Annotated in this window: 19 protein-coding genes; 1 reads left to right on the top strand and 18 read right to left on the bottom strand. The window is 59.8% G+C overall.

Annotated features, from left to right (window positions below; all coding sequences use genetic code 11):
- Nucleotides 1–67: 67 nt before the first annotated feature.
- The 17 genes from J1G18_RS25705 to J1G18_RS25785 form a co-directional block, all read right to left on the bottom strand.
- A complete protein-coding gene (locus J1G18_RS25705) occupies nt 68–628 on the bottom strand; it encodes a DUF1285 domain-containing protein (protein WP_097088448.1) in 561 nt (186 codons plus the stop codon).
- A 15-nt stretch (nt 629–643) separates the two neighbouring features.
- Nucleotides 644–1249, bottom strand: a complete 606-nt coding sequence (locus tag J1G18_RS25710) for a DUF4823 domain-containing protein (protein WP_007967613.1) — start codon at nt 1247–1249, stop codon at nt 644–646.
- Nucleotides 1250–1419: 170 nt separating this feature from the next.
- Nucleotides 1420–2388: a GTP 3',8-cyclase MoaA gene (locus tag J1G18_RS25715; protein WP_098965014.1), complete on the bottom strand. Its 969-nt coding sequence runs from the start codon at nt 2386–2388 to the stop codon at nt 1420–1422.
- Between the two features lie 137 nt (nt 2389–2525).
- The gene (locus J1G18_RS25720) at nt 2526–3164 is read right to left on the bottom strand and encodes a TetR/AcrR family transcriptional regulator (RefSeq protein ID WP_007950805.1); all 639 of its coding nucleotides are present in this window, start codon (nt 3162–3164) and stop codon (nt 2526–2528) included.
- Nucleotides 3165–3516: 352 nt separating this feature from the next.
- Nucleotides 3517–4308, bottom strand: a complete 792-nt coding sequence (locus J1G18_RS25725) for a TatD family hydrolase (RefSeq protein WP_223009087.1) — start codon at nt 4306–4308, stop codon at nt 3517–3519.
- A 15-nt stretch (nt 4309–4323) separates the two neighbouring features.
- The gene (locus tag J1G18_RS25730; RefSeq protein ID WP_007967607.1) at nt 4324–4680 is read right to left on the bottom strand and encodes a PilZ domain-containing protein; all 357 of its coding nucleotides are present in this window, start codon (nt 4678–4680) and stop codon (nt 4324–4326) included.
- A 42-nt stretch (nt 4681–4722) separates the two neighbouring features.
- Nucleotides 4723–5706 carry a DNA polymerase III subunit delta' gene (locus tag J1G18_RS25735; protein ID WP_098965017.1) on the bottom strand — a complete coding sequence of 328 codons (984 nt, stop codon included), beginning with the start codon at nt 5704–5706 and terminating at the stop codon, nt 4723–4725.
- On the bottom strand, nt 5699–6331 hold the full coding sequence (gene tmk / locus J1G18_RS25740; RefSeq protein WP_098965019.1) for a dTMP kinase: 633 nt from the start codon (nt 6329–6331) through the stop codon (nt 5699–5701). The genes J1G18_RS25735 and tmk overlap by 8 nt, the downstream gene beginning before the upstream one ends.
- Before the next feature lie 19 nt (nt 6332–6350).
- Complete coding sequence (gene mltG, locus J1G18_RS25745) at nt 6351–7547, bottom strand: endolytic transglycosylase MltG (protein WP_223009090.1); 1197 nt, start codon at nt 7545–7547, stop codon at nt 6351–6353.
- A gap of 3 nt (nt 7548–7550) precedes the next feature.
- A complete protein-coding gene (gene pabC / locus J1G18_RS25750; RefSeq protein WP_134787073.1) occupies nt 7551–8366 on the bottom strand; it encodes an aminodeoxychorismate lyase in 816 nt (271 codons plus the stop codon).
- A complete protein-coding gene (fabF, locus tag J1G18_RS25755; RefSeq protein ID WP_003227039.1) occupies nt 8366–9610 on the bottom strand; it encodes a beta-ketoacyl-ACP synthase II in 1245 nt (414 codons plus the stop codon). The genes pabC and fabF overlap by 1 nt, the downstream gene beginning before the upstream one ends.
- A 108-nt stretch (nt 9611–9718) precedes the next feature.
- Nucleotides 9719–9955 carry an acyl carrier protein gene (gene acpP, locus J1G18_RS25760; protein WP_003175607.1) on the bottom strand — a complete coding sequence of 79 codons (237 nt, stop codon included), beginning with the start codon at nt 9953–9955 and terminating at the stop codon, nt 9719–9721.
- A 196-nt stretch (nt 9956–10151) separates the two neighbouring features.
- Nucleotides 10152–10892 (bottom strand): 3-oxoacyl-ACP reductase FabG, encoded by a 741-nt coding sequence (gene fabG / locus J1G18_RS25765; protein ID WP_027612356.1) that lies wholly within the window; start codon nt 10890–10892, stop codon nt 10152–10154.
- A 16-nt stretch (nt 10893–10908) separates the two neighbouring features.
- Entirely contained in the window at nt 10909–11847 is a 939-nt protein-coding gene (gene fabD / locus J1G18_RS25770; protein ID WP_223009092.1) for an ACP S-malonyltransferase, read from the bottom strand.
- Between the two features lie 122 nt (nt 11848–11969).
- On the bottom strand, nt 11970–12980 hold the full coding sequence (gene plsX, locus J1G18_RS25775; protein ID WP_139054892.1) for a phosphate acyltransferase PlsX: 1011 nt from the start codon (nt 12978–12980) through the stop codon (nt 11970–11972).
- Between the two features lie 4 nt (nt 12981–12984).
- Nucleotides 12985–13167 carry a 50S ribosomal protein L32 gene (rpmF, locus tag J1G18_RS25780; protein ID WP_003179396.1) on the bottom strand — a complete coding sequence of 61 codons (183 nt, stop codon included), beginning with the start codon at nt 13165–13167 and terminating at the stop codon, nt 12985–12987.
- A gap of 13 nt (nt 13168–13180) precedes the next feature.
- Nucleotides 13181–13708, bottom strand: coding sequence for a YceD family protein (locus tag J1G18_RS25785; RefSeq protein ID WP_003204262.1), 528 nt, complete (start codon nt 13706–13708; stop codon nt 13181–13183).
- A gap of 105 nt (nt 13709–13813) precedes the next feature.
- On the opposite strand from J1G18_RS25785, the gene J1G18_RS25790 reads away from it, so the two are divergent.
- Nucleotides 13814–14392, top strand: coding sequence for a Maf family protein (locus J1G18_RS25790; protein WP_098965025.1), 579 nt, complete (start codon nt 13814–13816; stop codon nt 14390–14392).
- 52 nt (nt 14393–14444) lie between these two features.
- Here J1G18_RS25790 and sppA read toward each other — a convergent pair whose 3' ends face one another.
- Entirely contained in the window at nt 14445–15434 is a 990-nt protein-coding gene (gene sppA / locus J1G18_RS25795) for a signal peptide peptidase SppA (protein WP_095137203.1), read from the bottom strand.
- Nucleotides 15435–15444: the final 10 nt, after the last annotated feature.

Raw genomic sequence — 15444 nt, forward strand, 5'->3', positions numbered from 1 at the left:
AGTCAATACATAGGGTGACTGTCACACCGCCTTCGGGAGCAAGCCCCCTCCCACATTTGATTCATTGTCAGGGCTCGAGGCCGATCCGGAAGAACTCGCCGCCACTCCATACGCCCAACCAGCGCTGCCCATCGATCTCACGACTGACCGCCAGTTCCACCAGTTGGTAAAACACATTGCGGTGAATCAACGCTTCGAGGTTGGTGCGCACGTGCACGTAAGGCGCGGGTTCCTGAGTCACCGGGTCGATCTCGACGCGGATCGGATGTTCCGGCCCGGCCTCAGCAGTCTCTTCAACGTTGGTAGTGAAACGCAAGACCTGCGCTTCGCCCTCGCCTTCGGCTTCCACGGCAATCGCCACGAACGGCGCATCGTCGACTTTGATCCCGACCTTCTCGACCGGGGTAATCAGGAAATAATCATCGCCGTCGCGGCGGATGATGGTGGAGAACAGCTTGACCATCGGCTTGCGCCCGATCGGCGTACCCAGGTAATACCAGGTGCCGTCGCGGGCGATGCGCATATCGATGTCGCCGCAGAAGTCCGGGTTCCACAAGTGCACCGGCGGCAGGCCTTTGGTTTTGGGGATCTGTCCCAACAGGTCATTGGCTTTTTGCGGTCCACTCATGGCGTACTCCTTGGTTTATTGGTCGCCGACTCCCAGCAGGCTGCGCGCGTATTGCGCCAGCGGCGGGCCGATCAGGTCTTCCGGCTTGTTATCGTGGAACGTCAGTAAACCGCCACGACTCTTGATGCGTGCAGTATCAATCAAATACTGGGTGCTGGTCTCGATCAACATGATCTGAATCACCCCGCCATCGATGCCGAGGCGATCCACGGCTTCCTGATCGAGCCATTCGTCAGAGTTGCCGATACGGTCGTCAGCCTTGGCGAAACGGGTGTACAGCAGGTAGTGGGCGCCGGCATCGCGGGCTTCGCCCATCGCCTGATCGAGGCCTTCAGGGGCACGGGCGCGGCGGACCATCGGGAAGTATTCGACAAAACCCTTGAACGCTTCTTCGGCCACCACGTTCGGGCGCGGATAGGAGCCACCCGGCGGTGCAAATGCGCCCTGAGCGATGTAGATGAACGAATCCGGCTGAATGCGGAAGTTGTTCACCCGACGGCTGTCGCTGTGATCCAGCAGCCCCGCGTCGCTCATCTGATAGCGAGTGCCTTCGGCCATATCGCTGACAGTCATACAGCCGCCAAGCGCCAAAACGGCCAGCAGCAAAACCAGGCTACGCATCCTCATCCTCCAGAAGCCGGTGACGGAAAACCGGCGAATGGCCGTTGGATGCAGCTTTTGCGCCAGCTCAGGAAATTCGTTGATTGTAAGATCGTATTCGCGAGCAAGCTCGCTCCCACAGGAGAATGCATTCGAAATGTGGGAGCGAGCTTGCTCGCGAAAGCGGTTGTTCAGCCGCCGATAATCTTCATGACCGTAGCGCCACCGGAGAACGCCACTTCCTGCTTGTCGCCCAACGCCTTTACCAACAGACGCTGCAATGCCGGCAACGCCTGATGACGTGGCTTGTCGAGCAGATCACCGACATAGTGGCGGTTGCTCGACGACAGGCAGCCATGCAGCCAACCGGTCGACGACAGACGCAAGCGCGAACAGGTTCTGCAGAACGGCACGCTTTCGTTGGCGATCACGCCGAAATGGCCGCGGCCCGGTATCGCATAGCGCACGGCCGTGGCATCCACCGGCGCATCTGCCTGGGCGTACTCGTAGCGCTCGCCGATCAGGCTCAGCAGTTGCTGCAGGCTGACGAACTGTTGCAGGAAGGCGTTGGAGTCGGTGGCGAGGTGGCCCATGCGCATCAACTCGATGAAACGCAACTCATAGCCCCGTTCCAGGCAGTAATCGAGCAGCGGCATCACCTGATCCAGGTTCTGCCCACGCAACGGCACCATGTTGACCTTGATCTTCAGTCCCGCGGCTTTTGCCTGGTCCATGCCATCGAGCACGGTCGCCAGATCGCCGCCACGGGCAATGCTGCGGAACGCGCCGGCATCCAGGGTATCGAGGGATACGTTGATCCGGCGCAGACCGGCATCCACCAGTAGCGGAAGTTTTTTCGCCAGGAGTTGACCGTTGGTGGTCAGGCTGATGTCTTCCAGGCCCATCTTGCCGACGGCGCTCATGAAAGATTCGAGTTTGGGGCTGACCAGCGGCTCGCCACCCGTGATGCGCAAGCGCTCAATGCCGGCGGCTTCGATCAGATAAGCCACGCCGCGGGCCATGGCCTCGGCCGACAGTTCATCCTGCGCAGCCACCAACCGCTTGCCGTTGGGCACGCAGTAGGTACAGGCGTAATTGCAGGCTGAAGTCAGGCTGATGCGCAAATTGCGAAAACGCCTGCCTTGACGGTCAACGATCATGATCACTCCGGCGATAGAATTTCGAGCCGCTAAAACTTGACTCACAAATCAAGTTTTAGCAAGCCCTATGCCTGAGTATATTCCTGCGGTACTGCGTCATGTAGCGAAATCATGGCGCAATAAGGCCGCTGAATGATTCAGCTGCTCGGCGTTTCCGGATCACGCTTGCGCTTGTTGCCCATGCGCACGCCGATGTCCATCAGGAACTGGAAGAAACCTTCCTGATCTTCCAGCACATTGCTCCAGAACGGCGAGTGATACAGCGCCACCGCGCCGTGCACCAGCGCCCAGGACGCGCAGTAGTGGAAATACGGCGGCACGTCTTCGAGCTTGCCTTCGCTGATCCGGCCCTTGATGAGCAGGGTCAGGCGTTCGAAGTTCGAGGCACGGATCTTGTGCAGCTCCTCGACCATTTCCGGCACCTGATTGCCTTTTACCACCTTCTCTTCGAGACGGTCGAACAGGCGGTAGCGCTGCGGGTCGCGCATGCGGAATTCGAAGTAGGCACGGGACAGCGCTTCCTTGTCCTTGTCGACATCGGCCGAATGCAGCAGCTCGTTCAAATCACGCTCGTAATCGAGCATCAGCCGCAGATAGATCTCGGCCTTGGATTTGAAATGCTTGTAGATCGTGCCTTTGCCGATACCCACGGCATCAGCAATCATCTCGACGGTGACGCTGTCTTCACCTTGTTCGAGGAACAGCTTGAGCGCGGTATCGAGAATTTCTTGCTCGCGGCGACGAAACTCACGGACCTTACGAGGTTCTTTGTGCATAAGAAAAGGTCTGTAGGGGTCAAAATTCGAAGCCGCGTATTATGCCTAACTTGCACAAAAATGCACGGATCATCCGACCATATCTGCGTTTCTTGTTCATTTTGCGAACGCCGGGGGTGCAATGAGAACTCAACTGAAGCGCACGTATTCCAAATTTGTTTAAAAACCCCGACCGGCTAACTGGACTGAACGCCAGACTGATCAATACTTGAACTGTCGGGCGGCATCTCCCCCAAGTGCCGTGCCGGTAAAGGTACCAAGGGACCGCGTGCCTTTGTTTTACTCCTAATGGTCTTAACCCGGATTCACCCCCCAGAACCCGGGTTTTTTTTGCCTGCGATTTGGCGGTGACCTACATGGCAGATTTGACAGAGGCCAGCGTAAACAGGCGCTTGAAGTTCTCGGTGGTCTGCTCGGCAAACCGCTCGTAGCTCTCCCCACGCAGCATCGCCAGAAACTCAGCCACCTCACGCACGTACTGCGGCAGATTCGGTTTACCACGATAAGGGATCGGCGCCAGATACGGCGAGTCGGTCTCCACCAGCAAGCGATCGGCCGGCACCTTGCTCGCCACGTCGCGCAGAGCGTCGGCATTGCGGAAGGTGACGATGCCCGACAGGGAAATGTAGTAGCCCATGTCCAGCGCGGCTTTGGCCATGTCCCAGTCTTCGGTGAAGCAATGCAGCACACCGGCCTGGGGCAACGCCGCTTCTCGCAGCAGCTCAAGGGTATCGGCACGGGCGCCACGGGTGTGGATGATCACCGGTTTGCCGGTCTGCTGTGCGGCTTGCAGGTGCAGGCGGAAGGATGCCTGCTGCAGCTCGGCGGCTTCCGGTTCGTAGTGATAATCCAGACCGGTTTCACCGATCGCCACCACTTTCGGGTGATTGAGTTCGTGCAGCAGCCAGTCCAGCGCCGGCGCCGCGCCCGGTTGCACATCCAATGGGTGCACACCAACCGAGCAATCGACGTCGTCGTAGCGCTCGGCGAGGGCTTTGACGTCGGCGGCGTTATCGGCACTCACGCCGATACACAGGAAGTGCCCTACCCCGCGTTGGCGAGCCGCATCGAGTGCAGCATCCAGCGAGCCGTCGTGGGCGGCGAGGTCGAGGCGATCAAGGTGACAATGGGAATCTACGAGCATAAAAAAGACGGCTACTTACATCGTATGAGTGGGACGGTCGGATTTCAGTGCTCCGGCCAGATGGGTTTCAATGCGACTGCGGGCGGTGTTGTCGCCATCGTTGAATTGCACGCCGACGCCGGCTGCGCGGTTACCCTGAGCGCCTTTGGGGGTGATCCAGGCGACCTTGCCGGCCACCGGAATCTTCTCCGCCTCGTCCATCAGGTTCAGCAGCATGAACACCTCGTCGCCCAACTTGTAGCTCTTGTTGGTCGGGATGAACAGGCCACCGTTCTTGATGAACGGCATGTAGGCGGCGTAAAGCACCGATTTGTCCTTGATCGTCAGGGACAGGATGCCGTTGCGCGGCCCGGGGCTGATGGCTTCATTCATGTTGACCTCCACTGCTGATGTTCAGAGTCTAGGTACACATTCTTATCTTTGACCAGGCAATCCCGCCCATTGCACCAACAACGCTTCCAGCAGCAGTGCCGGGTTGAGGTTGGCTTTGCTCAGGACTTTCTGCCGCTGGGCGAGAATCCAGTCCTGTATATCGAGGACTTTGCCTTGGGCGCTTTTTTGCGCCAGGTACTGCACGACTTTGCGCATATCGGTCAGACCGAGACCGGCTTCATCCTGGGTCAGTTGGTAGCGCAGGATCAGGCTCGACCAGTCGCAGAACCAGTCGAACAGGCGCAGCATCGGAATGCTTTTCCACTCTTCGGCCAGTTGCGTCGGCGATTGCTGCTGCTTGAGCAGCTTCTTCACCCCTTCGACCACCTGCGCCCGCTGTTCACGCACGCCTTGGGACTGCAGACTGACCGCCGCCAGTGGCGAACCGGCCGCCAGCGTCAGCAATTCGACGCGCTCCTCTTCGGAGCACTCCGGCAACGCCTGCGCCAGCCATTGCAAGCTCATGGCCTCACCGGGCAGCGGGCACGCCTGCTGCACGCAACGGCTCTTGATCGTCGGCAGCAAACGGCTCGGCTGGTGGCTGACCAGCAACAACACGGTATCGCCGGACGGCTCTTCGAGGCTCTTGAGCAAGGCGTTGGCGGCGTTGATGTTCATCGACTCCACCGGCTCGATCAGCACCACCTTGCGCCCGCCCAGCTGCGCGGTCTGCACCACGAAACTGACCAGATCACGGACCTGATCGACCTTGATCGCCTTGTCGGCTTCTTCCGGCTCAAGGATGTAATTGTCCGGATGGCTGCCGGCCTTGAGCAGCAGGCAGGACTTGCACTCGCCGCACGCTTCCGGCGTAGGACGCTGACAGAGCAGGCTGGCCATCAGGCGCTCGGCCAACGCGCGCTTGCCGATCCCGGCCGGGCCGTGCAGCAAGTACGCGTGGGCGTGCTGACTACGTCCGGCCAGTTGCTGCCAGAGGCTGTCCTGCCATGGATAGGCCTCAGCCACGAATCAGCTCCAGCAAGTTCGGAATCAGGGTATCCAGCGCTTGCTGAACCTTGACCAATGACTGACCGGCATCGATGCGCACATAGCGCGCCGGATCAGCCTCGGCGCGTTGCAGAAACGCATTGCGTACCGCTTCGAAAAACGCCCGGCCTTCCAGTTCAAATCGGTCCAGACGGCCCCGGGCACTGGCGCGGGCCAGACCGATTTCCACCGGCAGATCGAAAATCAGCGTCAGATCCGGACGCAGGTCGCCCTGAACGAACGTCTCCAGCGCAGCAATGCGTTCCAGCGACAAACCACGACCTCCGCCCTGATAGGCGTAAGTCGAGTCGGTGAAACGATCGCACAGCACCACCGCGCCGCGAGCCAGCGCCGGACGGATCACTTCGGCCAGATGCTGGGCGCGCGCGGCGAACACCAGCAACAGCTCGGTATCGGGGTTCATGACTTCATCGGCCGGGGCCAGCAGCACATCGCGAATGCGCTCGGCCAGTGGCGTACCGCCGGGCTCGCGGGTCAGTACCACTTCGATACCTTCGGCGCGCAGACGCTCGGCGAGGTATTCGCGGTTGGTGCTCTTGCCGGCGCCTTCCGGGCCTTCCAGGGTAATAAACAAGCCAGTCACAGGCAGTCCTTAATCAAAGTCATTGCGCGTTCTGCGGTGCGGTCGTCGCGGGTTCGGCAGCAGGAGCCGGCGTCGGCGCGGGTTCCTGAGCGGGAACCTGTGGCAGCGCTTCAGGCGCGGTATCAGGAGATGCCGCAGGAGTCGCCTCCTCGGTCGCAGTAGCCGGAGCGGTCGGCGTATTTGCCGGGGCCGGGCTGGAGCGGTAATCGGCGCGGCGCTTGAGCTGGAACTCGCGCACCGCGCTGTTGTGCGCATCCAGATCATCGGAGAACACATGGCTACCATCGCCACGGGCGACAAAATACAGACTGTTACCTTCCACCGGATTGAGCGCGGCATGAATCGCCTCGCGACCGACCATGGCAATCGGCGTCGGCGGCAATCCGGGAATCACATAGGTGTTGTAGGGCGTCGGCTCCTTGAGATGAGCACGGGTCAACTTGCCGGTGTAGCGATCGCCCAGGCCGTAGATCACGGTCGGGTCGGTCTGCAACTGCATGCCCAGCGCCATGCGACGCACGAACACGCCGGCAATCTGCCCACGCTCCTGCGGCACACCGGTTTCCTTCTCTACCAGCGAGGCCATGATCAGCGCCTGATATGGCTCGCTGTACGGCGCATCAGCAGAGCGGTTCTCCCACTCCTTGGCCAACACCTCGTCGAGGCGGTCGAAGGCTTTCTTCAGCAATTCGACATCGGAAACACCGCGCACAAAGCGGTAGGTATCCGGGAAGAATCGCCCTTCCGGGAACAGCCCGCGATGGCCGATTTTCTCCATCACTTCGCTGTCGCTCAAGCCCTTGAGGGTTTGCTCGATCTTTTCGTCTTTTGCCAGCGCGGCACGGACCTGGTGGAAATTCCAGCCCTCGACCAGTGTCAGGCTGTACTGCACCACTTCGCCGCGGTTCCACAGGTCGATCAGACCGTTGACAGTCATGCCCGGCTGCATGCGGTATTCGCCGGTATGGATCGGTGTGCCGGCCAGATTGAAGCGCCAGTAGATGCGCAACCAGAAGGCGTCCTTGATGACCCCATCGGTTTCAAGTTGAAGAAAGGTACGGGTCGGCGTCGAGCCTTTCGGCACATCCAGCAGTTCTTCCTGCGTGATGTTCAGGGGCTGTTCCAGCGCCGAATGAATTTTCCAGGCGCTGGCGCCCATCAGCAGCCCTGCCAGAACCAGTCCGGTTTCCAGCAGCAGCAAGAGTTTACGTCTCACGAATCAGGCATCCAGTAGCGCACGGGCAATGGTTTGCAGTTTACGGGTGAGCGGGCCAACCGGCCAGCTCAGTGCAGCGTAGGCCCGTACCGGCCAGACGCCATACACGCTGTTGCAGATAAAGACTTCATCAGCCCATTGCAGCTGTTCGAGGCTGATGTCGGTGATTTGGATGGGGATGGCCAATGACTCGGCCTGAAACAATATTTCAGCACGCATCACACCGGCCACGCCACAGCGCTTCAGATCCGGGGTGATCAGTACGCCGTCGCGCACCAGAAACAGGTTGCTGAACACGCCTTCGATGACGCGCCCGGCCTGATCGAGCATCAAGCCTTCGGCGTGTTCGCTGTCGCGCCATTCGGCACGGGCGAGCACTTGCTCCAGACGATTCAGATGCTTGAGACCGGCCAGCAACGGCTGGTTGGATAACCGCGTGACGCAGGGAAACAGGCGCACGCCCTGCTCGCCATGCACGGCAGGATAAGCAGCAGGCGGATTGCCTTGCAGAATGCGTCGACCCTGTGCCGCAGGATCGGGTGCGTAGCCACGCAAGCCGTCACCACGGGTGAGAATGAGCTTGAGCACGCCCTCGCCCATTGCCGCGGCATAAGCCAGTAGCTCGCTGCGAACCCGCTCGATATCCGCGGCGATGGCCAGACGCGAGCAGCCCTCGGCCAAACGCGTCAGGTGACGATCCAGCAATACCGGCTGGCCGCCGTGCACGGCAATGGTCTCGAACAGACCATCACCGTAAGCCAGGCCGCGATCTTTCAGCGACAGAGCGTCAGCCGGTTGACCGTCGACCCAGCTGTCCATCAACCGGCGAACCGGCGGAATGCCAACGTGCCGTTGGTGCCGCCAAACCCGAACGAGTTGGACAGTACGACGTCGATGTCCATGTTGCGCGCAGTGTGCGGCACGAAATCGAGATCGCAGCCTTCATCCGGCTCGTCGAGGTTGATGGTCGGCGGTGCTACCTGACTGTTGATCGCCAGTACGCTGAAGATCGCCTCGACCGCGCCCGCCGCACCCAACAGGTGACCGGTCATCGACTTGGTGGAGCTGACCGCCAGGTTGTAGGCGTGATCACCGAACACGGTCTTGATCGCGTTGGCTTCGGCAAGGTCGCCGGCCGGGGTCGAAGTACCGTGGGCGTTGATGTACTGCACCTGGTCGATGTTGATCTTCGCATCGCGCAGCGCATTGGTGATGCAGCGCGCTGCACCAGCGCCATCAGCGGGTGGCGAGGTCATGTGGAACGCATCGCCACTGGTGCCGAAGCCGATCAGCTCGGCGTAGATCGTGGCGCCACGGGCCTTGGCGTGCTCGAGTTCTTCGAGTACCAGCGCACCGGCACCGTCAGACAGCACGAAGCCATCACGGCCCTTGTCCCATGGACGACTGGCGCGAGTCGGCTCGTCGTTGCGGGTCGACAGCGCACGGGACGCGCCGAAGCCGCCCATGCCCAGACCGCACGCGGCCATCTCGGCACCGCCGGCGATCATTACGTCGGCTTCGTCGTACATGATGTTGCGCGCCGCCATGCCAATGCAGTGCGTACCGGTGGTACAGGCAGTGGAAATGGCGTAGTTCGGCCCCTGTGCACCCAGGTGGATGGACAGAAAACCGGAAATCATATTGATGATCGAGCCTGGCACGAAGAATGGCGAGATTCGACGCGGGCCCGTCTCATGCAGGGTCCGGCTGGTTTCTTCGATGTTGGTCAGACCGCCGATGCCCGAGCCCATGGCCACGCCAATGCGCTCACGGTTGGCGTCGGTGACTTCCAGACCGGCGTTGCGAACAGCCTGAAAACCCGCGGCCAGACCGTACTGAATGAACAGGTCGAGCTTGCGTGCTTCCTTGACCGACAGGTATTCCTCGACATTGAAGCCCTTTACCGAGCCGCCAAAACGGGTGGAATAGGCAGAAAGGTCGGTGTGTTCGATCAGACCAATGCCACTGCGGCCAGCCAGAATGCCCTGCCAACTGCTCGGCACATCCGTGCCCAGTGGCGACAACATACCCATACCGGTGACTACGACGCGTCTACGCGACACAGCACTCTCCTTTTTCAAATGACGACTTTGCATCAGGCCTAAAGAAAAAACCGCACGCCATGATGGCAGTGCGGTTTTTCCATGACAGCAGACAACGATTACAAACTATTACGCCTGGTGGCTAGTAACGTAGTCGATTGCAGCTTGTACAGTAGTGATCTTCTCAGCTTCTTCGTCAGGGATTTCGGTCTCGAATTCCTCTTCCAGAGCCATCACCAGCTCAACGGTGTCAAGGGAGTCGGCACCCAGGTCTTCAACGAAGGAAGCAGTGTTGACCACTTCTTCTTCTTTAACGCCCAGTTGCTCGGCAACGATTTTCTTGACGCGCTCTTCGATGGTGCTCATACCTTGTTTTCACTCCTAATGGACAAATTCAGGCAGCTGGCCAGTGGGTAAGTGTATAGAAAGGCTTTTCAGCTTTTCAACTGAAAGCTTCACTCCTCAAACCCTGCGGCCCTCTGCCTATAAATAGATTGCAGCTTTATAACGGATTTTAGACAGCTCGTATGACATTTTTTTGAAGCAATCCGTCACATTTTACTTACATGTACATCCCACCGTTCACCGGGATTGTAGCCCCAGTGACGTATGCCGCACCGTCGGATGCAAGAAAAGCGACCACCGAGGCGATCTCTTGAGCTTGTCCCAGACGGCCCAGCGGAATCTGCGTCTGCAAGGCTTCACGCTGTGCTTCCGGCAGTTCGCGGGTCATATCGGTGTCGATGAACCCAGGGGTTACCGAGTTGACCGTAATCGAACGCGAACCGACTTCACGCGCCATCGCACGGCTGAAACCTTCCAGACCGGCCTTGGCGGCTGCATAGTTTACTTGGCCTGCGTTGCCCATGGCACCCACCACCGAGCCAATACTGATAATTCGGCCCCAGCGCGCCTTGGTCATGCCACGCAAAACGCCCTTGGACAGGCGATACAGACTGTTCAGGTTGGTATCGATCACGTCGTACCATTCATCGTCTTTCATGCGCATCATCAGGTTATCGCGGGTGATGCCGGCATTATTGACCAGAATCGCCGGCGCGCCGAACTGCTCCTGAATGCTCGCGATCACGGCGGCAACGGATTCGTCGCTGGTGACGTTCAGTTCCAGGCCGGTACCTTGAATGCCGTGCTCCTTGAGCGTGGCAGCGATCGCCTCGGCACCCTTGGCGGAGGTCGCGGTGCCAACGACGATGGCGCCCTGACGACCCAGTTCCAGTGCGATAGCCTGGCCGATACCGCGGCTTGCACCGGTGACCAGTGCAACTTTACCTTGCAGACTCATGCAAGTTTCTCCTGATTCAGGCCTGCGCTGCACGGGCGGCAACGAAAGCGTCTGGGGTGTTGAGATTGGAGGTCGAAACGCCTTCGGCGCAACGTTTGTTCAGACCGGCCAGCACTTTGCCCGGGCCGCATTCGATCAGATTGGTCGCGCCTTTGGCAGCCAGCGTCTGAACCGATTCAACCCAACGAACGGGCTTGTACAGCTGTTCAAGCAGATCACGCTTGAGGGTTTCCAGATCGGCCGGCACTTGCGCGCTGACGTTCTGTACGACCGGGATCTGCGGCGCCTGCCAGTCGATGGCGGCGATGGATTCGGCAAAGCGCTCGGCAGCCGGACGCATCAGTTCGCAATGCGACGGCACGCTCACCGGCAACGGCATGGCACGCTTGGCGCCACGGGCCTTGCAGCCCTCGATGGCACGCTCAACCGCAGCCTTGGCGCCGGCAATCACTACCTGACCCGGCGAGTTGAAGTTCACCGCGCTGACCACTTCGCCCTGCGCCGCTTCGGCACAGGCAGCCAGTACATCAGCGTCTTCCAGACCGAGGATGGCAGCCATGCCGCCCTGCCCGGCCGGAACGGCTTCCTGCATCAACTGGCCACGGCGCTCAACGAGCTTCACCGCGTCGGCCAGGCTCAGGCTGCCGGAAGCAACCAGCGCGCTGTATTCACCCAGGCTGTGACCGGCAACAAATGCCGGACGCGCGCCACCTTCAGCCAGCCACAGACGCCACAGGGCGATCGAAGCGGTCAGAATGGCCGGTTGGGTTTTGTCGGTTTGATTGAGCAGCTCTTCCGGGCCCCGCTGGGTCAGTGCCCACAGGTCATAGCCCAGAGCAGCGGAGGCTTCTTTGAAGGTTTCGAGGATCAACGGATATTCCGCGCCCAGCTCGGCCAGCATGCCGAGGGACTGCGAACCCTGTCCTGGAAAGACGAATGCGAGGGAAGCAGACATGTAACAAGCCCCTAATGATCTTGTCGTCGAAAATGACGCCCCACTGGGGGACGCAAGAAACTGACAGTTGGATGGCCCTTTGAACCGGGCGGTCACATTTAAGCATTGTCCGACGAAAACGCCTAAGACAACAGATCCTCCAAACGACCGTGGAGGCGTTCGGGCAGGTTCTCCTGAATCTCGATCAGCGCGCGCTGAATTGCACTCTGAAAACCCTGAACCCCGGCCGAACCGTGACTTTTCACCACGATACCCTGCAAGCCGAGGAAGCTTGCGCCGTTATGTCGCGCCGGTGCGAGATCCGCCTGCAGGCGCTTCATCAATGGCAGGGCCAAAGCACCTACCACGCGGGAAGCAAAGTTTTTCCTGAACAAGGCCTCGATGCGCGCAGCGATCATCGTCGCCAGGCCCTCGCTGGACTTGAGCAGGATATTGCCGACAAACCCGTCGCAGACCACCACATCTGCCTCGCCGCGATAAAGACCATCGCCCTCGACAAAACCGATGTAGTTAATGCCGCGCGCCGCCTGCAACAAGGTCGCCGCCAGCTTGACCTGCTGATTACCCTTGATGTCCTCGGTGCCGATATTCAGCAACGCGACACGCGGCCGGGCGATGCCCAGCGTCTGCGCCGCCACCGAGCCCATCACCGCGAACTGCAATAGATGCTCGGCGCTGCAATCGACGTTGGCGCCCAGGTCGAGCAACTGGCAATAACCCTTCTGCGTCGGAATCGCCGCCACCATCGCCGGCCGATCAATCCCCGGCAAGGTCTTGAGCACAAATCGCGACAGCGCCATCAACGCCCCGGTATTGCCGGCACTGACACAGGCCTGAGCCTTGCCATCACGCACCAGTTCAAGGGCGACACGCATCGACGAGTCCGGCTTGCCACGCAAGGCCTGGGTCGGCTTTTCGTCCATGGTGATGACTTCAGATGCCGGGACAATTGTCAGGCGCGCGCGATCGGCAGCCGATTGGCCGTTGATCAGTTCTTCAAGTAGGGAGGGTTGACCGACGAGGGTCAGGTACAGCGAGGGCGTAGCAGAAAGGCAAGCAAGGCTGGCCTGAACAATGCTGCGGGGACCGAAGTCCCCGCCCATTGCGTCAATCGCGATGACTTGAGCGGACAAGTGATTACTCGTCAGCGCCCTTGTCGATCACTTTACGGCCACGGTATACGCCTTCTGGCGATACGTGGTGACGCAGGTGAACTTCACCAGTGGTTTTTTCTACAGACAGGGTGCTAGCCTCGAGAGCGTCGTGCGAACGGCGCATGTCACGGGCAGAGCGGGATTTTTTGTTCTGCTGAACAGCCATAATTGATTAACTCCTAAACGTTTGGGTCACGCTTTAACTGCGCCAATACACTGAACGGGTTGGACCGCGTTACCTCGTCCTCGCTCGGTTCGGGTTCATCTGCTCCCGCCGGCTGCTGGCATTCTTCCGGATGATGAGCAGGCACAATGGGCAAGGCGAGCAGAAGCTCCTCCTCGATCAGTGACTGCAGATCCAATGGATCTTCGCCCAGTTCCAGCACGTCATAACCTTTCGGTAACGACTGGGTATTCGCACCCTCCTTCACTACAGCGTAACTGCATTCGCTGTGGATCGGCAGGGTGACCAGCTCAAGACAACGCTGGCAAACCATTTTGACTTCGGTGTCGATAAAGCTGTGGATCACCACAGATTTACGTTCATCTCGTTCAAAAACGAATTTGGCCTGCACCGTACCGACATCGTCGGAAAGCGGGTCGCAGAGTCTCTTCAAATCGGCCAGCAGCAGTTCACCTTGAAGGGTGGTGCCACGGTCAGCCAATTTGCGCGGGTCAACGTGAGGTGGAATCGGGTCATTCAACATAGGCGCAGCATTATAGGGATGCACCCACCCATGTCAAAGGAAATTGTGCCCTGTCCGTCACTTGCGTGCCTCCGCTAGAATTCGCACCTGCCTCAGGAGACGCCAATGCTGCCTTTATTACTCGCCTCAAGCTCGACTTATCGCCGGGAATTGCTCGCCCGCTTGCACCTGCCGTTCGTCTGCAGCTCGCCGGATATCGACGAAAGCCACCGACCGGGCGAATCCGCCATCGAACTGGTCAAGCGCCTCGCCGAACAGAAAGCCCGCGCACTCGCCGCGAGCCATCCCGCTCATCTGATTATTGGCTCGGACCAGGTCGCAGTGCTCGGCGATCGGATCATCGGCAAGCCACACACCTTCGACAAGGCTCGCGAGCAACTACTCGCCGCCAGCGGCGCCAGCGTGACCTTCCTCACCGGCCTGGCCCTGCTCAACAGCCAGACCGGCCACTGCCAGGTCGACTGCGTGCCGTTTACCGTGCACATGCGTCAGCTCGACGAGGCGCGAATTGAACGCTACCTGCGCCTGGAGCAGCCCTACGACTGCGCCGGCAGCTTCAAGGCCGAAGGTTTGGGCGTGAGCCTGTTCCAATCCACCGAAGGGCCTGACGCCACCAGCCTCATCGGCCTGCCGCTGATTCGCCTGATCGACATGCTGCTGGCCGAGGGCGTGCAAATCCCTTAACGCACAAAAAACCGGCCATTGAGGCCGGTTTCTTTTCAACACTGCACCAGGCTTAACGCAACGAAGGCCCGTGGAAACCCATCCACATCGCCAACTGCTCAGCCACGCTGGCACCGAGCTTCTTCGAGAAGCGGTCGAACGGCGATTCCTGCACAGTGAAATCCACCAGTTCTTTCTCGCCAATCACATCCCGCGCCACCGAACTGGCATTGCCCAGGCCATCGATCAAGCCCAATGGCAGCGCCTGCTCGCCGGACCAGACCAGCCCGGAGAACAGCTCCGGATGCTCCTTGTCTTTCAAGCGATCGCCACGACCCTGCTTGACGCTATTGATGAACTGCTTGTGCGTGGTATCCAGCACGGTCTGCCAGAATGCGGTTTCGTCAGGCTTCTGCGGCTGGAACGGATCCAGAAACGATTTGTGCTCGCCCGAGGTATAAGTGCGACGCTCGACGCCGAGCTTGTCCATGGTGCCGACAAACCCGTAACCGGCCGCCGTTACACCAATGGAGCCGACCAGACTGGCCTTGTCGGCATAGATCTGATCCGCAGCACTGGCGATGTAATAGGCACCGGACGCACCGAGATCGGAAATCACCGCGTACACCTTGATATCCGGGTGCAGACCGCGCAGACGCTTGATCTCGTCATACACATAACCCGACTGCACCGGACTGCCGCCCGGACTGTTGATCCGCAGGATCACGCCCTTGACCTTCTTGTCCTCGAAGGCTGCACGCAGGCTGCCGACAATATTGTCAGCGCTCGCAGGCTCCTTGTCGGCAATCATGCCGGTGACGTCGATCAGCGCGGTGTAGTTCGGGCCACGGGTGGCGCTCTTTTCCATGTCCATCAGCGGCGTGAACAGGATCAGCGCAACAAACAGATAAACAAACGTCAGCAGCTTGAAGAAGATCCCCCAACGCCGCGAGCGACGCTGCTCCTGCACACTGGCCAGCAAAGTCTTTTCCAGCAGCTTCCAGCTTTTCTCGTCACCGTCGTCGGCACTTGCCTTGGCCGGTGCTTTCCATTCGTCGGTCATGCGCGGTACC

Source organism: Pseudomonas sp. MIS38, assembly GCF_019891575.1.
GTDB lineage: Bacteria > Pseudomonadota > Gammaproteobacteria > Pseudomonadales > Pseudomonadaceae > Aquipseudomonas > Aquipseudomonas putida_A.